General features: G+C 64.8%; 24 protein-coding genes. 16 read left to right on the top strand and 8 right to left on the bottom strand.

All coding sequences use genetic code 11. The features are described from left to right. Positions 1–46 precede the first annotated feature (46 nt). The gene (locus M511_RS06230) at positions 47–541 is read right to left on the bottom strand and encodes an Lrp/AsnC family transcriptional regulator (RefSeq protein ID WP_010396646.1); all 495 of its coding nucleotides are present in this window, start codon (positions 539–541) and stop codon (positions 47–49) included. Positions 542–782: 241 nt separating this feature from the next. Here M511_RS06230 and M511_RS06235 point away from each other — a divergent pair, with 241 nt between their 5' ends. The 8 genes from M511_RS06235 to phnE (M511_RS06270) all read left to right on the top strand — a co-directional run bounded on the left by M511_RS06235 (position 783) and on the right by phnE (M511_RS06270) (position 9,914). Further along, on the top strand, positions 783–2,036 hold the full coding sequence (locus M511_RS06235; protein WP_010396643.1) for a 3-methyl-2-oxobutanoate dehydrogenase (2-methylpropanoyl-transferring) subunit alpha: 1,254 nt from the start codon (positions 783–785) through the stop codon (positions 2,034–2,036). A gap of 1 nt (position 2,037) precedes the next feature. After that, the gene (locus tag M511_RS06240; protein WP_085501690.1) at positions 2,038–3,054 is read left to right on the top strand and encodes an alpha-ketoacid dehydrogenase subunit beta; all 1,017 of its coding nucleotides are present in this window, start codon (positions 2,038–2,040) and stop codon (positions 3,052–3,054) included. Between the two features lies 1 nt (position 3,055). Beyond that, the gene (locus M511_RS06245) at positions 3,056–4,357 is read left to right on the top strand and encodes a dihydrolipoamide acetyltransferase family protein (protein WP_085501691.1); all 1,302 of its coding nucleotides are present in this window, start codon (positions 3,056–3,058) and stop codon (positions 4,355–4,357) included. A gap of 3 nt (positions 4,358–4,360) precedes the next feature. After that, complete coding sequence (gene lpdA / locus M511_RS06250; RefSeq protein WP_085501692.1) at positions 4,361–5,749, top strand: dihydrolipoyl dehydrogenase; 1,389 nt, start codon at positions 4,361–4,363, stop codon at positions 5,747–5,749. A 167-nt stretch (positions 5,750–5,916) separates the two neighbouring features. Continuing rightward, on the top strand, positions 5,917–6,735 hold the full coding sequence (phnC, locus tag M511_RS06255) for a phosphonate ABC transporter ATP-binding protein (protein WP_085501693.1): 819 nt from the start codon (positions 5,917–5,919) through the stop codon (positions 6,733–6,735). A 33-nt stretch (positions 6,736–6,768) separates the two neighbouring features. Beyond that, positions 6,769–7,680 carry a phosphonate ABC transporter substrate-binding protein gene (gene phnD / locus M511_RS06260; protein WP_010396630.1) on the top strand — a complete coding sequence of 304 codons (912 nt, stop codon included), beginning with the start codon at positions 6,769–6,771 and terminating at the stop codon, positions 7,678–7,680. 65 nt (positions 7,681–7,745) lie between these two features. Continuing rightward, positions 7,746–8,588, top strand: coding sequence for a phosphonate ABC transporter, permease protein PhnE (gene phnE, locus M511_RS06265; RefSeq protein WP_085501694.1), 843 nt, complete (start codon positions 7,746–7,748; stop codon positions 8,586–8,588). Between the two features lie 3 nt (positions 8,589–8,591). Next, entirely contained in the window at positions 8,592–9,914 is a 1,323-nt protein-coding gene (phnE, locus tag M511_RS06270; protein WP_085501695.1) for a phosphonate ABC transporter, permease protein PhnE, read from the top strand. On the opposite strand, the gene phnF is transcribed toward phnE (M511_RS06270), so the two are convergent. Then, the gene (gene phnF, locus M511_RS06275; RefSeq protein WP_085501696.1) at positions 9,879–10,628 is read right to left on the bottom strand and encodes a phosphonate metabolism transcriptional regulator PhnF; all 750 of its coding nucleotides are present in this window, start codon (positions 10,626–10,628) and stop codon (positions 9,879–9,881) included. The genes phnE (M511_RS06270) and phnF overlap by 36 nt on opposite strands. A 131-nt stretch (positions 10,629–10,759) precedes the next feature. Between phnF and phnG the strand changes: the two genes are divergently transcribed. From phnG to phnN, 7 genes are read left to right on the top strand one after another with little or no spacing between them, the layout of a single operon-like run. Further along, positions 10,760–11,212, top strand: a complete 453-nt coding sequence (gene phnG / locus M511_RS06280; RefSeq protein WP_010396621.1) for a phosphonate C-P lyase system protein PhnG — start codon at positions 10,760–10,762, stop codon at positions 11,210–11,212. Next, positions 11,209–11,775 carry a phosphonate C-P lyase system protein PhnH gene (gene phnH, locus M511_RS06285; protein WP_085501697.1) on the top strand — a complete coding sequence of 189 codons (567 nt, stop codon included), beginning with the start codon at positions 11,209–11,211 and terminating at the stop codon, positions 11,773–11,775. The genes phnG and phnH overlap by 4 nt, the downstream gene beginning before the upstream one ends. Further along, on the top strand, positions 11,775–12,857 hold the full coding sequence (locus tag M511_RS06290; protein WP_085501698.1) for a carbon-phosphorus lyase complex subunit: 1,083 nt from the start codon (positions 11,775–11,777) through the stop codon (positions 12,855–12,857). The genes phnH and M511_RS06290 overlap by 1 nt, the downstream gene beginning before the upstream one ends. After that, positions 12,854–13,726 (top strand): alpha-D-ribose 1-methylphosphonate 5-phosphate C-P-lyase PhnJ, encoded by an 873-nt coding sequence (locus M511_RS06295; protein ID WP_085501699.1) that lies wholly within the window; start codon positions 12,854–12,856, stop codon positions 13,724–13,726. Before M511_RS06290 ends, M511_RS06295 begins: the two co-directional genes overlap by 4 nt. After that, positions 13,723–14,505, top strand: coding sequence for a phosphonate C-P lyase system protein PhnK (gene phnK, locus M511_RS06300; protein WP_085501700.1), 783 nt, complete (start codon positions 13,723–13,725; stop codon positions 14,503–14,505). Before M511_RS06295 ends, phnK begins: the two co-directional genes overlap by 4 nt. A 3-nt stretch (positions 14,506–14,508) precedes the next feature. Next, positions 14,509–15,192, top strand: a complete 684-nt coding sequence (gene phnL / locus M511_RS06305; protein ID WP_010396612.1) for a phosphonate C-P lyase system protein PhnL — start codon at positions 14,509–14,511, stop codon at positions 15,190–15,192. Then, positions 15,189–15,722 (top strand): phosphonate metabolism protein/1,5-bisphosphokinase (PRPP-forming) PhnN, encoded by a 534-nt coding sequence (gene phnN, locus M511_RS06310; protein ID WP_085501701.1) that lies wholly within the window; start codon positions 15,189–15,191, stop codon positions 15,720–15,722. Before phnL ends, phnN begins: the two co-directional genes overlap by 4 nt. On the opposite strand, the gene M511_RS06315 is transcribed toward phnN, so the two are convergent. Beyond that, positions 15,704–16,384, bottom strand: coding sequence for a DUF1045 domain-containing protein (locus tag M511_RS06315; RefSeq protein ID WP_010396608.1), 681 nt, complete (start codon positions 16,382–16,384; stop codon positions 15,704–15,706). The two genes, phnN and M511_RS06315, sit on opposite strands and share 19 nt — an antisense overlap. Before the next feature lie 95 nt (positions 16,385–16,479). Here M511_RS06315 and M511_RS06320 point away from each other — a divergent pair, with 95 nt between their 5' ends. Beyond that, the gene (locus M511_RS06320; RefSeq protein WP_085501702.1) at positions 16,480–17,622 is read left to right on the top strand and encodes an alpha-D-ribose 1-methylphosphonate 5-triphosphate diphosphatase; all 1,143 of its coding nucleotides are present in this window, start codon (positions 16,480–16,482) and stop codon (positions 17,620–17,622) included. A gap of 48 nt (positions 17,623–17,670) precedes the next feature. Here M511_RS06320 and M511_RS06325 read toward each other — a convergent pair whose 3' ends face one another. From M511_RS06325 to M511_RS06345, 5 genes are read right to left on the bottom strand one after another with little or no spacing between them, the layout of a single operon-like run. Then, complete coding sequence (locus M511_RS06325; RefSeq protein WP_010396603.1) at positions 17,671–18,630, bottom strand: ABC transporter substrate-binding protein; 960 nt, start codon at positions 18,628–18,630, stop codon at positions 17,671–17,673. 18 nt (positions 18,631–18,648) lie between these two features. Beyond that, a complete protein-coding gene (locus M511_RS06330) occupies positions 18,649–19,617 on the bottom strand; it encodes an ABC transporter permease (RefSeq protein WP_085501703.1) in 969 nt (322 codons plus the stop codon). Next, positions 19,614–21,098 (bottom strand): sugar ABC transporter ATP-binding protein, encoded by a 1,485-nt coding sequence (locus tag M511_RS06335; protein WP_085501704.1) that lies wholly within the window; start codon positions 21,096–21,098, stop codon positions 19,614–19,616. Before M511_RS06335 ends, M511_RS06330 begins: the two co-directional genes overlap by 4 nt. After that, a complete protein-coding gene (locus tag M511_RS06340) occupies positions 21,095–22,189 on the bottom strand; it encodes a Gfo/Idh/MocA family protein (protein ID WP_029372106.1) in 1,095 nt (364 codons plus the stop codon). The genes M511_RS06335 and M511_RS06340 overlap by 4 nt, the downstream gene beginning before the upstream one ends. Beyond that, entirely contained in the window at positions 22,186–23,238 is a 1,053-nt protein-coding gene (locus M511_RS06345) for a sugar phosphate isomerase/epimerase family protein (protein WP_010396596.1), read from the bottom strand. The genes M511_RS06340 and M511_RS06345 overlap by 4 nt, the downstream gene beginning before the upstream one ends. Positions 23,239–23,312: the final 74 nt, after the last annotated feature.

Consider the following 23,312-nt stretch of genomic DNA (forward strand, 5'->3'; position numbering starts at 1 on the left):
AAGCAGGTGTCAGATCGGTGATACCGGTCCGTGACGCCTGCCAGCGTCAGTCCCCCGCCGCCTCGGGCAGCGCCCAGCCCCGCTCTTTCAGGCAGCGCAGCGTAAAGATCGAACGCGCGTGGCGTATCCCCGGAACCCGGTAAAGCTTGCGGCGCAAGAATTCCTCACATCCGCGGGTGCCGCTGACCGTGACCTTGAGCAGATAGTCATATTCGCCGGTGGTCAGGTAAATCTCTTGCACCTCGGGCAGGTTGGTCATGGCCCGGCCGAACTCTTCAAGCACGCGGTCGTCATGGCGATCCAGCGTCACCTCGATCAGCACCGTCTCGGTTCCGCCCAGCCGTGACTGGTCCAGAATGGCAGTATAGCCGCGAATGATGCCCTCGGCCTCAAGACGGCGGGTGCGCTGCCAGCAGGGACTGGGCGAAAGCCCCACCTCTTCGGCAAGCTGGCTGTTGCTCAGCCGTCCGTCCCGACTCAGCGCGCGCAGGATCCTGAGATCAATCGCATCAAGCCGCCGTGATGCAGCAGTTTCATCCATGAAAATGTCGCCTTTCTGAAAGAATCTTTTTCATCATCGCTATCAGGCGAAAATAAAGAAAGGAAATTCTGTCGCGATCTGTGGCATGATCTTCCTTAGGGGAGGGACAGGATGCACAGCTTTCTTGTCATGAGGGTTTCCACCGGCCACGCCGCCACCTTTGGGCAGGCCCGTGCACGGTCGGTCAGGAAAGGCCAAGGCACCCGTTTCCGCCCCGATAGCCAGAGCCAAGGAGGTGCCGATGAATCGGCCAGACCCGAATGAGTTTCCGCCGCTAAGCCTTGCCGTGCCGGAGCCCGAGGTCCGGCCCGGCGACCAGCCGGATTTCTCGCATGTCGCCATCCCACGCGCGGGTACGGTGCGCCGTCCGCCGGTCGATGCCGACCCCGAGTCGATCCGCGATCTGGCCTTTACCATCATCCGCGTCCTGAACCGCGACGGGCAGGCCGTCGGCCCTTGGGCCGAGGCGCTTGATATCACGCCCGAGGATCTGCTGACCGGGCTGCGCCACATGATGACGCTGCGCATCTATGACGCGCGGATGCTGAACGCACAACGTCAGCAAAAGACCAGCTTTTACATGCAGCACCTTGGCGAAGAGGCGATCTCTTGCGGCTTCCAGCGCGCCCTGCGTCCGGGAGACATGAATTTTCCGACCTATCGTCAGGCCGGGCTGCTGATCGCGGCGGGCTATCCGATCAGTTCGATGATGAATCAGGTATTCTCGAACGCCGAGGACCCGATGCGGGGCCGTCAGCTGCCGGTCTGCTATTCCTCGCGCGAGCATGGGTTCTTTACCATCTCGGGCAACCTCGCCACGCAATATATTCAGGCGGTTGGCTGGGCCATGGCCTCGGCCATCTCGGGCGACCGCAAGATCGCGGCGGGCTGGATCGGGGACGGCTCGACCGCGGAAAGCGATTTTCACGCCGCGCTGGTCTTTGCCTCGACCTATAAGGCGCCGGTGGTGCTGAACATCGTCAACAACCAATGGGCGATATCGACCTTTCAGGGCATCGCGCGCGGCGGGGCGGGGACCTTTGCGGCACGGGGGCTGGGATTTGGCATTCCGTCGCTCAGGGTCGATGGCAATGACTATCTGGCGGTGCTTGCCGCCGCGCAATGGGCGGCCGAGCGGGCGCGGTGCAACCTTGGCCCGACGCTGATCGAATACGTCACCTATCGCGCCGGGGCGCATTCAACCTCGGACGACCCGACCGCCTATCGTCCGACCGAGGAAAGCAATGCCTGGCCCCTGGGAGATCCGATCCTGCGGCTGAAAAACCACCTGATCGCCCTTGGCCATTGGAGTGATGAGCGTCACGCCCAGGCCGAGGCCGAGATCCTTGCCGAGATCACCCAGATGCAGAAGCGCGCCGAGGCCATCGGCACCCTGCACCACGGCCAGCACCCCAGCCCGGCCGATATGTTCGAGGATGTCTATGCCGAGATGCCGCCGCATCTTTTGAAGCAACGTCACGAGGCGGGGTTCTGACATGGCACGTATGACGATGATCGAGGCGATCCGCGACGCGCTGGATGTGGCCATGGGGGCAGATCCCAGCGTCGTGGTCTTTGGCGAGGACGTGGGCTATTTCGGCGGCGTTTTCCGCTGTACCGCGGGATTGCAGGCGAAATATGGCAAGACGCGCTGCTTTGACACGCCGATCAACGAATCCGGCATCGTCGGAGCAGCGATCGGCATGGCGGCCTATGGGCTGCGCCCGGTGGTGGAAATCCAGTTCGCCGACTATGTATATCCCGCCTATGACCAGATCGTGTCCGAGGCGGCGCGGCTGCGCTATCGCTCGGCCGGACAGTTCACCTGTCCGCTGGTGGTGCGCATGCCTTCGGGCGGCGGCATCTTTGGCGGCCAGACCCACAGCCAGTCGCCCGAGGCGCTGTTTACCCATGTGACCGGGCTCAAGACCGTGGTGCCCTCGAACCCGCGTGACGCCAAGGGGCTGTTGCTGGCCGCAATCGAATGCCCAGATCCGGTGATCTTTTTTGAACCGAAGCGCCTTTATAACGGCCCCTTTGACGGCCATCACGACCGCCCGGTCACCGCGTGGAAGACCCATGAACTGGGCGAGGTCCCCGAGGGGCATTACACCATCCCGCTGGGCAGGGCCGAGGTGCGGCGTCAGGGCCGCGCGGCAACGGTGCTCGCCTATGGCACCATGGTCCATGTCGCGCTGGCCGCTGCCGAAGAAGCGGGCGTCGATGCCGAGGTGATCGACCTGCGCACCCTGCTGCCGCTTGATATGGAGACGATCACCGCATCGGTCTCCAAGACCGGGCGCTGCCTTGTGCTGCATGAGGCGACACTGACCTCGGGCTATGGGGCAGAGCTGGCGGCGCTGGTGCAGGCGGAATGCTTCTGGCATCTCGAAGCGCCGATCCGCCGGGTCGCAGGATGGGACACGCCCTATCCCCATACGCATGAATGGAGCTATTTCCCCGGCCCCGCTCGGGTGGCCGAAGCACTGCGTCAACTGGTCGAGGTGGCCTGATATGGGTATTTACGCAATCCGCATGCCAGATATCGGCGAAGGCATTGCCGAGGCCGAAATCGCTGAATGGCTGGTCAAGCCCGGCGATGTCCTGCGCGAGGACGACCCGATGGTCGCGGTGATGACCGACAAGGCAACGGTCGAGATCCCCTCGCCCGTTACCGGCACGGTGATCTGGCAGGCGGGTCAGCCCGGCGATGTGATCGCCGTCGGGGCTGAACTGGTCCGGCTTGAGGTCGACGGCCCCGGCAATGTCGCCGAAGAGGCCGAGACCCCGCCAACCAGCGCCGGGACCAAGTCTGCCACCCCGGAAAAACCCGCTGCCGCCCCCGTGCCCGAGCCTGAACCCGCCCCCCGGCAAGAGGCCGCGGCAGAGGTGCAAAAGGCCCCGGCAAGCGCGGCCCCTGCCCCGGCTGCCCCCGCCGCCCCGCTACGGCCCGAGGGCGAAAAGCCCATTGCCTCGCCCGCGGTCCGGGCACGGGCGCGCGAGGCCGGGGTGGACCTGCGGCTGGTGCGCGGCTCGGGTCCGGGCGGGCGCATCAGCCACGATGATCTGGACGCCTTTATCGCATCGGGCGGCGTTCCCGCCCCAAGCGGCCCCCGCCCCGACACCAGCGTCGAGGAAATCCGCGTCATCGGCCTGCGCCGCAAGATCGCTGAACGGATGGAGGCTGCAAACAGCATCCCGCAAATCACCATTGTCGAAGAAGTCGATGCCACCGCGCTGGAGGATCTGCGCGGGCGGATGAACGCGCAGGGCAAGGGCACGCGCCTGACGATGCTGCCCTTTATCGCCCGGGCCATGGTGCGGGCGCTGCGCGAACAGCCGCTACTCAACGTCCATTACGATGCCGGGGCCGGGGTGATCCGTCGCTTTGGCGGCATCCACATCGGCATCGCCGCACAAACCCCCACCGGGCTGATGGTGCCGGTCCTGCGCCATGCCGAGGCGCTGGACCTGCGCAGCACAGCAGCCGAGATCGCGCGCCTAGCCACCGCCGCCAAAGAGGGCACGGCCAGGCGCGACGAGCTGACCGGATCGACCATCACCATCACCTCGCTCGGGCCGCTCGGGGCGATTGCCTCGACCCCGATCCTGAACGTGCCCGAGGTCGCCATCGTCGGCGTAAACCGCCTTGCAGTGCGGCCATTCTGGAACGGCACCGCCTTTGAGCCACGCAAGATGATGAACCTGTCCTGCAGCTTTGACCATCGCGTGATCGACGGCTGGGACGCGGCGGTCTTTGTCGCCAGGCTCAAGGAACTGCTGGAAACCCCGGCGCTGATTTTCGTGGAGGGCTGAGCAATGCGCGAGATCCAATGCAGACTGCTCATCATCGGCGCAGGCCCCGGCGGCTATGTCTGCGCCATCCGCGCCGGACAACTGGGCATCGACACGGTGATTGTCGATGCCGCACCCCCGGGCGGAACCTGCCTTAATGTGGGCTGCATCCCCTCAAAGGCGCTGATCCATGCGGCCGAAGAATATCATCGCCTTACGCAACTTTCCTCAAATTCATCGATGGGAATTTCGGCGGGCGCCGCACAGCTCGACCTTGCAGAAACTGTGGCGTGGAAAGACGGGATTGTCAGCCGCCTGACCGGCGGTGTGGCAACATTGCTGCGCAAGGCGGGCGTGCGGCTGGTCAGCGGGAATGCAACCCTGCGCGACGGCAAGACCGCCATTGTCGAGACGCCCGAAGGTCCGGTCCAGATCCGCGCCGAAGTCCTGGTCCTTGCCACCGGCTCGGAACCGGTCGAGATCCCCGCCCTGCCCTTTGGCGGCAAGGTCATCTCTTCGACCGACGCGCTGTCGCTGACCGAGGTGCCCGCACGGCTTGCCGTGGTTGGCGGCGGCTATATCGGGCTGGAGCTGGGCATTGCCTATGCCAAGCTTGGCGCCGAGGTCACCATCATCGAGGCCGCGCCGCGCATTCTGCCGCAATATGACGGCGAGCTGACGCGTCCGGTGGCGCAGCGCCTGACCCAGCTGGGCATCCGCCTGCTGACCGGCGCGCGGGCCGGGGGCCTGTCGGATAGCGGCGCGCTGCGTGTCGCCGGCGTGGACGGGGCCGAGGATTTTCATTGCGACAAGGTGCTGGTGACCGTCGGCCGCCGCCCCCGCGCCACCAGCGCCGGCATCGACAAGCTGCGGCTTGAGATGGCTGGCCCCTTCATCCGCATTGATGAACGCTGCCGCACCTCGATGTCGGGGGTGTTCGCCATCGGCGACGTGACCGGAGAGCCGATGCTGGCCCATCGCGCCATGGCGCAGGGCGAAATGGTGGCCGAGATCATCGCCGGACAGCCGCGCAGCTGGGACAAGCGCGCGATCCCGGCGGTCTGCTTTACCGACCCTGAAATCGTCAGCGTCGGCATCTCTCCGGACGAAGCGGCAACTCAGGGGCGTGAGGTCGTGACCGGAACCTTCCCCTTTGCCGCCAATGGCCGGGCAATGACGGCAGGAGACGAGGCAGGCTTTATCCGTGTCACCGCCCGCGCCGATACCCATGAAGTGCTGGGTATTCAGGGGGTCGGGGCAAGAATATCGGAAATGGCAGGAGGCTTTGCGCTGGCACTTGAGATGGGCGCGCGGCTTGAGGACATCACCGGCACCATCCATGCCCACCCGACACGAGGCGAGGCCCTGCACGAAGCCAGCCTGCGCGCGCTGGGTCACGCGCTGCATATCTGAAGCATATATTCACAGACTGCGCGCGCCGCTGGCCCTGGCTGGCGGCGCGTTCTTTTTCCCTGCGGCGCAACGCATCGCCCGCAAACGTCAAGAAAGCTTCACCGAACCTTACCCTTTCCGTCACGCAGGCCAGATATCAGCCCCCCAACCGCTCATGGAGGGCAGCATTGCTTGCAGTTCAGAACGTCACCCGCGTCTTTTCCGGACGCCCGGCTGTAGACGATATCAGCTTTACCGTGGACGGCCCTGCCTTTGTCGGCATCATCGGCCGCTCGGGTGCGGGGAAATCCACCTTTCTGCGTATGATGAACCGGCTGACGGACGCGACAGCAGGCCGGATCTGCGTCGAGGGACGCGACATCCTTTCCCTGCGTGGACGCGAGCGCCGCGCCTGGCAGGGCCAATGCGCGATGATCTTTCAGCAGTTCAACCTTGTGCCGCGCATGGACGTGGTCTCGAACGTGCTGCACGGGCTGTTGAACCGCCGTCCGGTGCTTGCCACCCTGTGCAATCTGTGGTCCCGCGCCGATATCCTGCGCGCGCTTGAGATACTGAATCGACTTGGTATCGCCGAACAGGCCCAGAAACGCGCCGAGGCGCTGTCGGGCGGTCAGCAACAGCGCGTCGCCATCGCAAGGGCGCTGATGCAGGACCCGCGGATCATTCTGGCCGACGAACCGATTGCAAGCCTCGACCCGATGAACGCGCAGATCGTGATGGACACGCTCAGGCGTATCAATGTCGAGGACGGGCGGATGGTGATTGCCAACCTGCACACACTCGACACCGCGCGACGCTATTGCGACCGGGTGATCGGAATGCGCGACGGGCGCATCGTTTTCGACGGCTCCCCCGCCCAGCTTTCGACCGGCGCCGCACGCGACATCTATGGCGCAGATCACAGTTTCAACGAGGCCGCGACCTCGACCGCCCTGCCCACCGACAGCGCCGCCGATGCGGCCTATGCCGCGCAGCTGATGGCTTGACAGCCCCCAGATTCCCCAACCCATGGAGAGACCATGAAACCGCTTGCTCTGGCGCTTGCCGCCGCCACCGCCCTGACCCCCGTTCTTGGCTCGGTCGCCTCGGCCCAGTCGATCACCGGCTTTAACCTTGGCATCATGGGCGGCGAGAACGCGCAGGACCGCATGACCTCGAACGAATGCTACCGCGCCGCCATCGAGGCCGAGCTGGGCGTACCGGTCAAGGTCTTTACCCCCGCCGATTACGACGGTGTCATTCAGGGGCTGCTGGGCGGGACGCTGGATATGGCGTGGCTGGGTGCCTCGGGCTATGCGAAAATTTACCTGACCGACCCCGAGGCCGTCGAACCGGTGCTGACCAAGCAGAACATGGACGGCTCGACCGGTTATTACTCGATCGGCTTTGCCCGCAAGGACAGCGGCATCACCTCGATCGAGGACGCCAGGGGCAAGGTCTTTGCCTTTGCCGAGCCGAACTCGACCTCGGGCTATCTGGTGCCGGGGGCGGAACTGACCGAGACCTATGGTCCGCTGAAGGATTTCTTTGGCGAGGTGCGCTTTTCGGGCGGGCATGAACAGACGATCATCGGCGTCGCCAATGGCGATTTCGCCGCCGGTGTCAGCTGGGCCGACGGGCTGGGCGATTGGGAGGACGGCTATAACTCGGGCGCCTTCCGCAAGGCCGCCGATGCCGGTCTGGTCGAAATGAACGACCTGGTCGAGATCTGGAAATCAAAGCTGATCCCCGAAGGCCCGATGGTGCTGCGCAAGGCCCTGCCGCAAGAGGTCAAGGACAAGGTGACCAAACTGTCCGCCGATCTGCATGAAACGAACAAGGACTGCGCCTATGGCGTCGCCCATGGTGAGGCCAAGGATTTCGTTCCCGTCACCCATGACGCCTATCTGGGCGTGATCTCCGCCCGTAAACTGCAGGAAAGCGCGCAGTAAACGCCGCCCTTGCCGCGCCCGCCAATGTCCGGGCGCGGCTTTCGCATTCATCGGACAAGGCTGCCATGGCTGACCTCGCCCCGGCGCATCGTGACGCCTATCTGGAACTGACCCGCCGCCGCCGTCTGTATGGCGGTCTGCTGCTCATCATCTCTGTCGCCATGATGGCGGCGGGGTTCCGGCTGGCGGAAAGCCGCAATGCCGGGGGCTTCATCGACGGACTGCCCATGCTGCTGGCCTTCCCGTCCGAGGTGCTTGCCGAGGCGTGGCAAAAGCGCGCAAACCTGCCAGGCCTCATTGTAGCACATCTGCCCTCGCTGATCGAAACGCTGAACATCGCCGCCGTCTCGACGATTTTGGGCGGGCTGATCGCGATGATCCTCGCGCTGCTGTCCACGCGCGGACTGGCCCGCTGGCCAAGGCTGACGGGCGTGTTCCGGCGGCTGATGGACGCGCTGCGCGCCATGCCCGAAATCGTGATCGCGTTGGTGCTGATCTATATCCTTGGCGGCGGGCCGGTGCCTGCGGTCGCCGCCATCTCGCTGCACACGGCGGGTGCGCTTGGCAAACTGTTCTCGGAAGTGGCCGAAAACGCCGATCTGAAACCGGTCGAGGGGCTTGCCTCGGTCGGGGGACGGTGGAGCCAGCAGGTCTGGCTGGGCGTGCTGCCACAGGTCGCACCGAACTGGCTGTCCTATGCGCTGATGCGGTTCGAAATCAACCTGCGCGCCAGTGCCATCCTTGGCTTCGTCGGCTCGGGCGGCATCGGCTATGACCTGAAACTGGCGATGCAATGGGGCGGCGGGCGCTATGACGAAGTGGTCGCGATCTTTCTGCTGCTCTTTGCCGCCATCGTCACCATCGACCGCATTTCGGACCATGCCCGCAGCCGGCTGGTAAAGGGCTGAACCATGACCGACGCAACGCTTTCCCCCGCTTTGACCACCGCCGTTCTAAGCCGTTTCAACCGCCGCAAACTGGTGGCACTGGCAGTGCCGCTGGCGATCATGACCTATCTGGCCTATGCCGCCATCGCCTTTGATATCGCAGGTTTGGCGGGGCGCGCACGGATGGATAATGCCACCGTGCTTCTGTCCGATTTCTGGCAGCACAAGACCCATGTGACCCGCGACAACCGCTCGGGCGCGCTGCGCGTCGCCATCGACGGCGAGGCCAAGGGGGTTTATCCGCCCGACCGCTTGCCAGGCTGGATCACGCATAGCGGCCAGTCGACGCGTATCGACCTTGGCGACGGCCATATCGTCACCTACGACGATGCAGGCGCGCGCTATCAGGTGCCGGGCTATGGGCTGATCGACATTCGTCCCGAAAATGGCCGGCTGCACCTGACCGCGCCCCAGCCGCTGCCAGACTGGATCAGCGCGTCAGATAACCGTGTCAGCGTCACCACTCCCTCAGGACGCTTTGCCTATACTCGTACCAAGGTCGAGACATTGCGCTATCAGCCGGGCTGGGCGCTGTTCTTTTTCACCCTCGACAGCCCGTTTCATTACATGAACTGGCCCGAGATCGCGGCAAGCGCCCTATGGGGCCCACGCCTTGACCCCGACATGCCGAACATTGCCGCCATGGCACGCGATTTCTGGACCAACTCGATGTGGCGGCACGGTGATGTGTTATGGGCCATGTTTGAAACCGTGCTGATGGCGTTTCTGGGGACCTTTGGCGCGGCACTGATCGCACTGCCGCTGGGCTTTCTTGCCGCGCGGAACATGATGCCGTTTGGCCCGCTGCGCTTTATGCTGCGCCGTATCTTTGACTTTATCCGCGGTGTGGACGGGCTGATCTGGACCATCGTTCTGGCCCGCGCCTTTGGCCCCGGCCCGATGACCGGATCGCTGGCCATCCTGCTGACTGACACCGGCAGCTTTGGCAAACTGTTCTCGGAAGCTCTTGAGAACATCGACGAAAAGCAGGTCGAGGGCATCCGCTCGACCGGGGCCGGAGCCCTTCAGCGCGCCCGTTTCGGGGTGATCCCGCAGGTAACGCCGGTGCTGCTGTCTCAGGTGCTATATTTCCTTGAATCGAACACCCGCGGTGCGACCGTCATCGGCGCGATCGTCGGAGGCGGTATCGGCCTGTTGCTGACCCAGGCCATCCAGACCCAGAAGGACTGGGAGGACGTCGCCTATTACGTCGTCCTGATCGTGCTGATGGTCATGGCGATGGACAGCCTGTCAGGCTGGCTGCGCCGCAGGCTGATCAAGGGCTAGCGCGTCCTCGGGGCGCAGGGTCAGGGTGACGCGATCACCGGCAAACCAGGTGGTGCCAAATTCGACCGGCACGCCCTCTCTATCCACGTTCACCCCGACCGAGCGCAGGACCGGCGCCCCCTCGGACACCTGCAAGGCCAGCGCCATCACCGCCGGTGCAAGTTCTGCCGTCAGGCGGGTCGAGGCGCGGGTGTAATCCCTGAGCCCGCATTGGGCGAGCGCGGCGGTAACCGAAGGGATTTCCACCACATGCCGCAAAAGATCGGGAAAACGTCCGGCATCAAAGACCGAGCGGAACACCGCGACCGGCTGGCCATCGACCAGCGACACCCCTTCGACCACATGGACCGCGCTGCCGGGGGCAAGGCGCAGCGCCCCGGCCTCTTCGCGATTGGCGGCACGCGTTTCGGTCAGCGTCAACCGACGCGAGGGGGTCCGTCCCGATGCGGTGATGTTCTGGTGAAACCGCACCCGCAGACCTAGCGCGTAATCCGTGGGCCGCGAAGCGACAAAGACCCCTGCTCCGCGTCGCGAACGCACGGTGCCCGCCTCGGCCAGCGCAGCCAGCGCATGGCGCACAGTGTGACGGTTGACGCCGAAACGCGCGGCCAGCACCGCCTCGGATGGCAGCTTGTCACCCGGGTGATACTGGCCCGCGGCGATTTCGCCCGCCAGCGTATCGGCGATGGATTTCCATACCGGACTGCGCGCCATCTGCCCTCTCTGGTGGTGGCTGTCATCAAAAATTCACCAAGCCGCCCCTTGAGCGGAATCACCGGCCGGGTTATCACTTGTCTAGTTGTATAGTAATCTAGACAAACCCGCAAGCTTGTCGAGGCCCGGAAATGTCCACCCCTTCTCATCCCGAAACTGCTGCGCGCCGCGACTGGATATCGGCGCTGGCCAAGGCCCGGCCCGAGCGTCTGGCGGCGCTGATGCCGGATCTGCCCGCGCATGAAATGCTGCGCGCGCCCGAGATCGGCACCATCATGGTGCAGGGCCGCATCAGCGGCACCGGTGCCCCCTTTAACCTGGGTGAGATGACTGTCACCCGCTGTTCGGTCCAGCTGGCAGGGGGCGCCGTCGGTCATGCCTGCGTGCAGGGCCGCGACAAGGCACATGCGACCCGCGCCGCCATCGCTGACGCGTTGATGCAAACCGACATAGCACCGCGGATCGAGGCCGAGGTCCTGACCCCCCTGCGCGCCGAGGCTGCAAGCACCCGCGCCACCCGCTCGGCCAAAGCAGCGGCAACGCGGGTCGAATTCTTTACCATGCTGCGTGGAGAGGACGCATGAACGCCATCCTTGGCGGCGGATTCGCCGACCCCCCGACCCAATCCGCCCATGCCTTTCGTGCGCTGCTTGAGGCCATGGCCCGTCCGGGCCGCATCCATGAGGTGACCGGGGCAGCACCGCCCGCGCCGATCTCTGTCGCGGCAGGGGTGGCGCTGCTGACCCTGACAGACAGCACCACGCCCCTGCATCTGGCAGGTCCGGCGGATTCTGAGGCGCTGCGCGTCTGGATCGGTTTTCACACCGGCGCACCTTTGGTCCCGGCGGATGAGGCACAGTTCGCCCTTGGGCACTGGCATGATCTGCAGCCGCTAAGCCGTTTTCGCATCGGAGAGCCCGCCTATCCCGACCGTTCGGCAACCCTGATCGTCGAGCTTTATCAGCTGGAACCCCAAGGCGCGCGCCTGACCGGTCCCGGCATCCGGGATGAAGCGCGGCTCTCCTTGCCCGAGATCGGGGCCTTTCGCTCCAACCGGGCGCTGTTCCCGCTGGGCCTCGATTTCATCCTGACCTGCGGCTCACGGCTTGCCGCGCTGCCGCGCAGCACGATCGTGGAGGACATCTGATGTATGTCGCCGTCAAAGGGGGCGAACGCGCCATCGACGCCGCCCATGCCTGGCTGGCCGAGGAACGCCGGGGCGACCCCGCAGTCCCCGAACTGACCGTCGCCCAGATCCGCGAACAGATGACGCTGGCGGTCAACCGCGTGATGGCCGAGGGCTCGCTTTACGATCCCGACCTTGCCGCGCTGGCGATCAAACAGGCCCGCGGCGATCTGATCGAGGCAGTGTTCCTGATCCGCGCCTATCGCACCACCCTGCCGCGCTTTGGCCAGTCGCGCTCTGTCGATACGGCAGCGATGGCTGTGGACCGGCGCATCTCGGCCACATTCAAGGATCTGCCGGGCGGGCAGGTGCTGGGACCGACTTTCGACTATACCCACCGCCTGCTGGATTTTGCCCTTGCTGCCGAGGGCGCGCAGCCACCCGCACCCAAGGCCCCGGTCCGGGATGAGCCGGTGCCCCATGTCACAGCACTGCTTGACCGGGACGGTCTGATCGAGGACCAGCCCAAAGACGACACCCCTGCCCCCGACCTGACGCGTCAACCATTGGAGCTGCCTGCCTCGCGCGCACTGCGGTTGCAGGCGCTGGCCCGCGCTGATGAGGGGTTTGCCCTGTCGCTGGCCTATTCCACCCAACGTGGTTACGGGCGCACCCATGCCTTTGTCGGTGAATTGCGTATCGGCCGTGTCGCGGTCGAGGTCGATCTGCCCGAGCTGGGTTTCGCCGTCGAGATCGGAGAGATCGAGCTGACCGAATGCGACACGGTGAACCAGTTCAAAGGGTCAAAGACCGAACCGCCGCAATTCACCCGCGGCTACGGTCTGGTCATGGGCCAGTCCGAACGCAAGGCGATCTCGATGAGCCTCGTTGACCGCGCATTGCGCTGGCACGAACTGGGCGAGGATTTCACCGGCGCCCCGGCGCAGGACGAGGAATTCGTGCTGAGCCATTGCGACAACATTCAGGCGACCGGGTTTCTCGAACATATCAAGCTGCCGCATTACGTCGATTTTCAGGCCGAGCTTGAACTGGTCCGGCGCATACGGCGCGAGGCGACGCAGATAAGGGAGGCGGCGGAATGACCGGCCAAGCCTATAACTTTGCCTATCTGGACGAACAGACCAAGCGCATGATCCGCCGCGCACTGCTCAAGGCGCTGGCGATCCCCGGCTATCAGGTGCCCTTTGCCAGCCGCGAAATGCCGATGCCATATGGCTGGGGCACCGGTGGGGTGCAGGTGACAGCGGCCTGTCTGACCCCCGATGACCGGCTGAAGGTCATTGATCAGGGGGCCGACGACACCACCAACGCCGTGTCGATCCGCCGTTTTTTCCAGCGCACCGCCGGGGTCGAAACCACCGAGGCGACCAGCGAGGCGACCGTGATCCAGACCCGCCACCGCATCCCCGAAACGCCGCTCACCGAGGGGCAGATCCTTGTCTATCAGGTCCCGATCCCCGAACCTTTACGCTTTCTGGAACCGCGCGAGACCGAAACGCGCAAGATGCATGAGCTTGAGGAATACGGGCTGATGCATGTCAAACTATATGAGGACATCGCCCGGCATGGCGAGATTGCGACCTCTTACGCCTATCCGGTGCGGGTCGGGGGGCGCTATGTGATGGACCCCTCACCCATCCCGAAATTCGACAACCCCAAGCTGGGCGGCAATCCGGCAATCCAGCTGTTTGGCGCCGGACGCGAGGCGCGGATCTATGCCCTGCCCCCCTATTCCGACGTCGTCAGCCTGGACTTTGAGGATCATCCATTCACCCCTTCAAAGACCGATCACGAATGCGACCTTTGCGGCGCGGGCGACAGCTACCTTGACGAGGTGATCATCGACGACCGGGGCGCACGCATGTTCGTCTGTTCAGACACCGATTTCTGTGCCTCGCGCCAGGCGCAGGGCCATCGCGGCCGCCTTGCGCCGCAGGGAGATACGCCATGACGCTGATGCCCAACGCCATCACCGCCGCGCCGCTTCTGTCGGTGCGCGGCCTGACCAGACGTTATGGCGCGCGGATCGGCTGCGCCGATGTCAGCTTTGACCTTTACCCCGGCGAGGTCCTGGGGATCGTCGGAGAAAGCGGCTCGGGCAAATCGACGCTGCTGTCCTGCCTTGCCGGGCTGCAACCGCCTGATCAGGGGCAGATCCTCTTTGACGGCACCGACGTGCTGACCCTGCCCGAGGCCGAGCGGCGGCGCCTGCTTCGCGGGGACTGGGCCTATGTCCACCAAAACCCGCGCGACGGATTGCGTATGGGCGTTTCGGCCGGGGGCAATGTCGGCGAAAGGCTGATGGCCGTCGGCGCGCGCAACTATGGGGCCATTCGCGCCACAGCGACCGACTGGCTTGGCCGGGTCGAGATCGCAGCAGATCGCATCGACGACCGCCCCTCGGCCTTTTCCGGGGGGATGCAGCAGCGCCTGCAAATTGCCCGCAATCTGGTGACTGGGCCTCGGCTTGTTTTCATGGATGAACCGACCGGAGGTCTTGATGTCAGCGTGCAGGCGCGGCTTTTGGACCTGTTGCGCGGGCTGGTGCGCGATCTGGGCCTGTCGGTGGTGATCGTGACCCATGATCTTGCGGTGGTGCGTCTGTTGGCTGACCGGCTGATGGTGATGAAATCGGGCCGGGTGGTCGAAACCGGGCTGACCGATCAGGTGCTGGACGATCCCCAGCACGCCTATACCCAGCTTCTTGTTTCCTCTGTCCTGCAGGTGTGAGCCATGATTGAGATCCGCAATCTTTCCAAAAGCTTTACCCTGCATAATCAGGGCAGCGCAGCCATCCCGGTCATGGCGGACGCGCATCTTGAGGTCGCCCCCGGCGAATGCGTCGGGCTGATCGGCCGTTCGGGTGCGGGGAAATCGACACTGATGCGCATGGTCTATGGCAATTACCTTGCCCAGGAGGGCTCGATCCGGGTCGGGGATCTGGATGTCGTCAGCGCCGAACCGCGCCAGATCATCGCCCTGCGCCGCGCGGTGCTGGGCCATGTCAGTCAGTTTCTGCGCGTCGTGCCGCGGGTTCCAACGCTGGAGGTCGTGGCCGAGCCGCTGTTGCGCCTTGGCGTGCCGGCGGATCAGGCCCGCGCCCGGGCAGCCCGGCTGCTTACCCGTTTAAACATCCCCGAACGGCTGTGGACGCTGTCGCCGACCACATTCTCGGGCGGCGAACAACAGCGGGTGAACATCGCCCGCGGCTTTGTCCACGACTACCCGGCGCTGCTGCTGGACGAGCCGACGGCAAGCCTTGACGCCCGCAACCGCGAAGAGGTCCTGCGCCTGATCGAAGAGGCCAAGGCCCGGGGTGCGGCCATCCTTGGCATTTTCCACGATGAGGCAGCGCGCGACCGCGTTTGTGACCGCCTGGTCGATGTGACCGCCTTTACCCCGGGACTGGCGGCATGAGCCGGCATCTGGTCGCGGTAGTCGGCCCCTCGGGCGCGGGCAAGGATCTGCTGATGGTGCTGGCCTGCAAGGCGCGGCCCGATCTGCGGGCCGCGCGCCGCGTGATTACCCGCCCCAGCGAGGCAGGAGGCGAAGATTTCGAAGGCGTCAGCGATGCCGAATTCACCGCCCGGGCACAGGCCGGAGCTTTTGCGCTGCATTGGCGCGCGCATGGGCTGGGCTACGGCATCCCGGTCGAGGCGCTGTCGGGCGATGGCACGCTGCTGTTTAACGCAAGCCGCGCGGTTCTGGCCGAGGCGCAGGCACGCTTTCCCGACCTTGCCGTGGTGCTGGTCACCGCCCCGCCCGAGGTGCTGGCGCGCAGGCTGGCCGGGCGCGGACGCGAAAGCGCTCCCGATCAGGCGGCACGGCTGGCGCGGGCGGATTTCCCGCTACCGCCCGGCATCACCCCGCGTATCGTGATAAACGACTCTACCCCCGCTGAGGGGCTGGCGCGGTTTCTTGCCGCGCTTCAGCCCGAAAGGGCATAGCGATGCAGCAGGCGGAAACGCCCATCCTCGCCCTCGCCAAAAAGGCACAGTTCGGCCAGCCGGAATGGTCTGGGCAGGACCGGGGCGAAATGCGCATCAAGGACCCGCGCCGCCTCGCTTGCCAGCGGTTCATCCAGCCGGTCCGAGAGGGTCAGGTGAAAGCGGAACTCGTCCATCACATAGGGATAGCCCCAAAGGTCCAGCAGCTCACGCTGGCGCGGCGTCAGAAGGTCGGGGCGGCGGCGGGCAATCTCGGCCTCGGTCAGGGGTGCGCGAAACCCGTCAAGCGCGGCAACCACCGTCGCAGCAAGGGTTTGCAGGGGGGTCGTGTCGCCCTGCGGGATCAGCGCCAGAAAACCGCCAAGGCTTGCCAGTTTCAGCCCGGACAGGGTTACGGGGGCAAGCTGCGCGGCAAGCCGGCTCAGCGCGTCATGCAAGCCTCCGGCATCGCGGCCCTCGGCCAGCCGGAAAGGCGGCTTCAACGTGCCGTGAAAACCGTATCTGCGCGGATCGCGCGTGATGTCTGCCGCAGGCAGGCCCAGATCGGGCTGTTCAACGGCTTGACCAGTGGCGGCATCCCAGCCCAGCCACGCGCTGGCATGACGGGCAAAGGCACCCTCGGGCGGGGCGTAATAGATGGCGTAACGCTTCATATCTTCCATGCGCAGGCTCTTAGCGGTCGTGTGTCACAGCACTGTGACATGCCGGTGGCATTCAGCCCGCCCATCTACCCGGACGCAAGACAGGACGAAAGACGATGACCGAAACCATCCTTGCCAATGCCACTCTGATCCTGCCCGATGAGGTGATCCGGGGCACGCTGCGCATGACCGAAGGCCGCATCTCTGCCATCGACCATGGCAGCGCCGTGCCCGCGGGCGCGATCGACTGCCAGGGCGATCTGGTCCTGCCCGGCCTGATCGAACTGCACACCGACAACCTGGAGCGCCACATCCAGCCGCGCCCCAAGGTGAACTGGCCACATCAGGCCGCGATCCTTGCCCATGACAGCGAACTGGCAAGCGTCGGCATCACCACGGTATTCGATGCGCTGCGCGTCGGTTCGGCCGTGTCAGGCGGCGGGTCGGAACACGGCGAATACGCCCGCGCCATGGCCGATGAGATCCTTGAACTGCGCGCGATGGGCGCGCTCAAGATCAGTCATTTCCTGCATCTGCGCGCCGAGGTCTGCTCGGAAACGCTGGTGACCGAGATGGCAAAATTCGGGCCGGGTGACCGCATCGGTATCGTCAGCCTGATGGACCACACCCCGGGAGAACGCCAGTTCCGCGATCTTGAAAAGCTCAGGGAATATGTCTGCGGCAAGCATGGCCTGTCGGACGAAGGCTTTGCCGATCACGTCGCCAGCCAGCGCGCCCTGCGCGAACGCGTGGGCCCGCTGCATGAGGCAACGGCGGTGGCCGAGGCGCGGCGCTATGGCGCGGTGCTGGCCAGCCATGACGACACCACTGCGGGACAGGTCGCGGTCTCGGCCGGGCATGGCGCGCATTTCGCCGAATTCCCCACCACATCCGAGGCCGCCCGCGCCTGCCGTGACCATGGCATCCGGGTGATGATGGGGGCGCCGAACCTGATCCGGGGCGGCAGCCATTCCGGCAATGTCGCCGCAGCCGAACTGGCCGAGGCAGGTTTGCTTGACATTCTGTCCTCGGATTACGTGCCCTCGTCGCTGCTATCCGGGGCGCTGCTTCTGGGCGATCTGTGGGGCGACATGGCACGGGGTATCTCCACAGTTACCCGCGCGCCCGCCGAGGCGACCGGCCTTGACGACCGTGGCCGGCTTGAGCCGGGCGCGCGGGCCGATGTGATCCGCGTCGCCCGTATCGGTAAGGGCGCAGCACTGCGCGGTGCCTGGGTTCAGGCCAACCGCATCGCCTAAGCGCCCCTGGCGGATGGTCCCGCCCTGACGGCGGGACCGAACGGCCGCTTAGAACGGGCTGTCGGGATAATAGAACTGTCCGGCGTTCTCGGGCGTGATCAGCCGGCTGCTGATGATAAAGCGGCCGGTCATCGGCGAGTTTGAGACAAAATTCAGCGCCGTCATTTCAATCGCGGCGGAAATAAGCGCCGGAGGATAGGTCACATTGACCGGCAGCTGCTTGTCACCATCCATGATGCGCTTGACGATTTCCTTCATCCCGGCGCCGCCGATCACCCACATCTCATCCTGGCGGTTCGCGGCGGAAATCGCCTCGAGCACGCCCAGGGCCATGTCGTCATCAGCCGCCCAGACCGCGTCGATCCTGGGGTATTTGGCCAGATAGTCCTGCATCACCGCAAAGGCGTCGTCACGGTTCCAGTTGCCATGCTGCATGTCGAGGATTTCTACCTCGGAACCCTCCAGCGCCTTTTGGAAGGCCTCGACCCGCTCATTATCAAGCGTGGTTGGAATGCCGCGCAGGACGACGACCTTGGAACCCGGCTCAAGATGTTCACGGAAATATTCGCCCGCGACACGGCCAAAGGCGGTGTTGTCTCCCGCGACATACAGATCCTCGATCCCCTCCTGGCTAAGGCCCCGGTCAACCACGGTCACGAATTTGCCCGCGTCCTTGACGGCCTTGACCGGTGCGGTCAGCGGCTCGGATTCAAAGGGCAGGACCACCAGCGCGTCGATATTGCGGGTGGCCATCATGTCTTCGATGTCATTGACCTGTTTGGCCGCATCGCCAGCCGTCGACAGCACGAATTCAAGGTTCGGATAGGTCTCGCCCAGCCGTTTGATCGTGTCCTGAGCATGCCAGTTCAGCCCGCCCATGAACCCATGCGTCGCCGACGGGATCGACACGCCGATGATCTTTTTCTCGCCGTCCTGCGCAAAGGCGGCGCTACCCATTCCCATGGCCGCGACCAGCGCGGCGGCCTTCATCAGGCTTCTGCGTTTCATCTGTTCTTTCCTCCCCAGTCACCGCTCCTCGGCGGCGCGTTTTTCCCGCTGCAGCACCACAGCAAGAACGATGATGACCCCCTGGATCGCCCCATTCAGATAGGGGCTGACCAGATCGGCCAAATTCAGGATGTTGTCGATCAGCGACAGGATCAGCACGCCGACCACCGTACCCCAGACCCGGCCGCGACCACCCTTTAACGCCGTGCCGCCGATGATCACGGCGGCAATCGCCTCAAGCTCCCACAGCACCCCGGTCGAGCCCGAGGCCGAGCCGAGGCGCGGCACGTAAAGGACGACCGCGATCCCGACCAGTGCGCCCAGCAGCACATAGGTCAGCAGCCGCACCCGATTCACGTCGATGGCCGAATAACGCGCCACCCGGTCGTTTGAGCCGATCGCTTCGACATGGCGGCCAAAGCGCGAATGGCGCATGATCCATTCGCCCAGCACCGCGACCATGGCAAAGGCGATGATCGGCCAGGTGATCCAGCCGATGCCGCCGTAATAGACGGGCCGGTAAAGCGTGCGCAGCCCATAATCGAGCGACAGCGTGCCCCCGTCAGCAAGCCATGTCACCAGTGAGCGGAATATGCCCATGGTGCCAAGCGTGACGATGAAAGGCTCGATCCGCGCCTTGGTGATCAGCGCACCGTTAAGGTAACCGGCAACGATACCGCCAAGGACCGCCACCGCCATGCCAAGCAGAATAGTCCCCCAATTGCTGCCCAGACCCGGCAGGGCAACGTTCATGGCAATGATCGCAATCCCCGCCAGAAAGGCGGCCATCGAGCCCACCGACAGATCAAGTCCACCCGCCGTGATCACGAAGGTCATGCCCACCGCGATCAGCCCGATAAAGGCCGAGCGCGCCAGCACATTGGTGATATTTGCCGGCGCCAGAAACGAGCTGTTCAGCGCCGCCCCCAGGATCACAAGGGCGATCAGCGCAACAAGCGGGCCAAGGGTATGCAGGTCGATCTTCATGCGGCTTCTCCGGTCACGCCCATGGCAAGGCGGACGATACGGTCTTCGGTCATCTCGCTGCCGGACAATTCTCCGGCCAGCCGCCCCTCGCGCATGACCAGCACGCGGTCGGCCAGACCGATCACTTCGGTCATCTCGCTGCTGATAACGATAAGGCTGCGGCCCTCGGCGGCAAGTTTGCGGATAAAGGCGTAGATCTGGCTTTTCGTGCCCACATCAATGCCACGCGTCGGCTCGTCGATCAGGATGATCCGCGGGTCCGACAGCATCACCTTGGCCATCAGCAGCTTTTGCTGGTTGCCGCCCGACAGTTTGCCCGCGGCAATATCGCGGCGTGGGGCACGGATATCGAATTCGCGTGTCGCCTGTTCCAGCGCCGCATCCTCGGCCCGCGTGTCGATCCGCCAGCCACCAAAACGTTCAAGCGTCGCAAGCGTCAAATTCTCACGCAGCCCTTTGTCAAGCAGCAGCCCCGCCTCTTTGCGGTCCTCGGTCAGATAGGCAAGGCCCGCGGCAAAGGCGTCGCGCAGGCTGCGGATGGCGACGGGCCTGCCCGCAACGCAGATTTCGCCGCCAGCGGGGCGCAGACCGACCAGCCCCTCGGCCAGTTCGGTGCGTCCTGAACCGATCAGCCCGGCAATGCCCAGCACCTCACCCCGACGCAGGGTGAATGAGACGTCGCGCACCCGGCCCGGCACGGTCAGACCCCGAACCTCAAGCGCGGGCTCATCACCGGGCTGGCCTTTCGGCGGGTAGAAGTCCTGCAACTCACGACCGACCATAGCGGCGGCCATGCCATCCTCGCTCAGGTCACCGCGCATGGCGCGGCGCACCACGCGACCATCGCGCAGTACGGTGATGCGGTCGGCCAGATGCGCCACCTCGTCCAGGCGGTGCGAACAGTAAAGGATCGCCACCCCTTCGGCCCTCAGGCGGTCGATCTGACGGTAAAGCGCGCCGACCTCGCGATGGGTCAGGACCGCGCTTGGCTCGTCCATGATCAGCACCTGCGCCTTGCGTGACAGGGCCTTGGCGATCTCGACCATCTGGCGGTCGGGAACCGACAGGTCGCGGATCAGCGCCCCGGGATCGACCCGGGTATCCAGTCGCGCCAGCAGCGCCGCCGTCGCCTCATGCATGGCAGCATGATCAAGCCGCCAGCCGCCAATTTCGCGCCCCAGAAACACATTCGCCGCCACCGTCAGATCGGGGGCAAGGTTGAATTCCTGATGGATGACGACAATGCCCCGGGCCTCGGCCTCGGGACCGCTGGTCAGCCGGACGGGCTGGCCGTCCAGCAGCACCTGCCCCGAAGTCGGATCCAGAAAACCGCCGAGGATCTTCATGATCGTCGATTTTCCGGCCCCGTTTTCACCGATCAGGGCATGAACTTCGCCCGGTTCCAGCGCCAGATCGACGCCGTGCAGCACCTCGACCGGGCCAAAGCTTTTCGAGACGTTATCAAGCGCGAGTACGGTCATGACCCGACCTCGACCCATGCGCCGTCCCGCGCGGCCGAGGCCTGCGTCGCGGCGATAAACGCCATGCCGGAAAGCCCGGCCTCAAGCCCCGGAACACGGTCAGCAAGGCTGGAATCACCGCGAATGATCGCCGCGATATCGCTGTAAATATTGGCAAAACCTTCCAGATACCCCTCGGGATGGCCGGGCGGGGTACGGAAAGAGGTGCTGCGGTCCTGCGCACGGGTCAGGATGCGGGCCGGACCATCCTTGGGCGACAGGATCAGTCGCTCGGGGTCGGGCAGACGCCATTCCAGCGCGGCTTGCGTCCCAAAGATACGCAGAGACAGGCCGTTTTCCTGCCCGACCGCGACCTGACTGACCCAGATGCCGCCTTTCGCGCCCGAAGCATAGCGCATAGCAATGCGGGCATCGTCATCGACCGTGCGGCCCGGAACCATGCTCGACAGATCCGCCGAAAGCGCCACGGGGGTTTGCCCGGTGACGAATTGCGCCAGTTGCCAGGCATGGGTACCGATGTCGCCGATGGCACCCGCCCCGGCGCGGGCCGGATCGGTGCGCCATTCGGCCTGTTTGCTGTCTGCCTGATCAGCCAGCCAGCCTTGCAGATATTCGGCCTGTACCAGCCGGATATCCCCCAGCGCGCCTTCAGCCACAAGCGCCCGTGCCTCGCGCACCATGGGCATGGCACAATAGTTATGGGTCAGGAAAAAGCGCGCGCCGCTGGCCTGTGCAGCCTCGGCAATCTCGCGCGCTTGTTCGGGCGTCGCGGCCAAGGGTTTATCACAGATCACGTGAATCCCCGCGCGCAGAAAGGCTGCGGCAGGCGCGGCGTGCAGATGGTTGGGGGTGACGATGCTGACAGCCTCGATCCCGTCTTCGCGCGCGACCTCGGCCCGGGCCATGTCGGCGAAATCGCCATAGCTGCGGATGCCCAGCCCGGCGGCGCTGGCCGCCGCCCGTTCAGGGTCCGAAGACAGCGCCCCCGCGACCAACTGAAACCGCCCGTCCATACGCGCGGCGATGCGGTGAATGGCGCCGATAAAAGCACCGCTGCCGCCGCCGACCATGCCCAGACGAACCGGCCTCATAGCCCCAGCGCCTTGTTTATGGCCGCGCGATCTACCTCGCTGGCGGCGAAATCGTCAAAAGCATGTGGCGTGACGCGAATGATGTGATCACGCACGAAACGCGCCCCCTCGCGCGCGCCGTCCTCGGGGTGTTTGAGCGCGCATTCCCACTCGACCACCGCCCAGCCGTCGAAATCATATTGCGTCAGCTTCGAAAAGATCGCGCCGAAATCCACCTGCCCATCCCCCGGGCTGCGAAAGCGGCCGGCCCGGTCGGCCCAGGGCTGATAGCCGCCATAGACACCCTGCCGCCCCGAGGGGCGGAACTCGGCATCCTTGACGTGGAACATGCGGATGCGGTCGTGATAGATGTCTATATGTTGCAGGTAATCAAGCTGTTGCAGGACATAATGCGACGGATCATACAGCATGTTTGCCCGCGCATGACCGCCGAGACGGTCCAGAAACATCTCGAACGTCACGCCGTCGTGCAGATCCTCGCCGGGGTGGATCTCGTAACACAGATCAACGCCCTGCTCATCAGCCAGATCCAGCAAAGGACGCCAGCGCGCAGCAAGCGTGTCAAAGGCCGTCTCAACCAGCCCCGGCGCACGCTGCGGCCAAGGATAGAGATAGGGCCAGGCAAGCGCCCCCGAAAATGTCGCCATCCGGTCAAGACCCAGCAGCCGACTGACCCGCAGCGCCCGACCAACCTGATCGACTGCCCATTCCTGCCGCGCACGGGGATTGCCGCGCAGCGCAGGCGGCGCAAATGCATCAAAAGCCGCGTCATAGGCTGGATGAACGGCGACAAGCTGGCCTTGCAGATGGGTCGAAAGCTCAGTCACCTCGACGCCGTTCTGACGGGCGATGCCCAGAAATTCGTCCCGGTAATCGCGCGACTGCCCGGCCAGCGACAGATCCAGCATGCGCGAATCGGTCGTCGGCACCTGCACCCCGCGATAGCCGCAATCAGCGGCCCAGCGGGTGATACCATCCCAGCTGTCAAAAGGCGCCTTGTCTGCGATGAATTGCGCCAGAAACAGCGCCGGTCCCTTGATGGTCCGCATGTTCCCCCTCTCTCCTCATGTGCAGGCTGCCTTGCCCTGCAATCGATTGCAAACATTTTCTTGCACCCTGCAAG

Origin of the sequence: Paracoccus sp. J56, from assembly GCF_019633685.1 — a bacterium.
Classification (GTDB): Bacteria; Pseudomonadota; Alphaproteobacteria; order Rhodobacterales; family Rhodobacteraceae; genus Paracoccus; species Paracoccus kondratievae.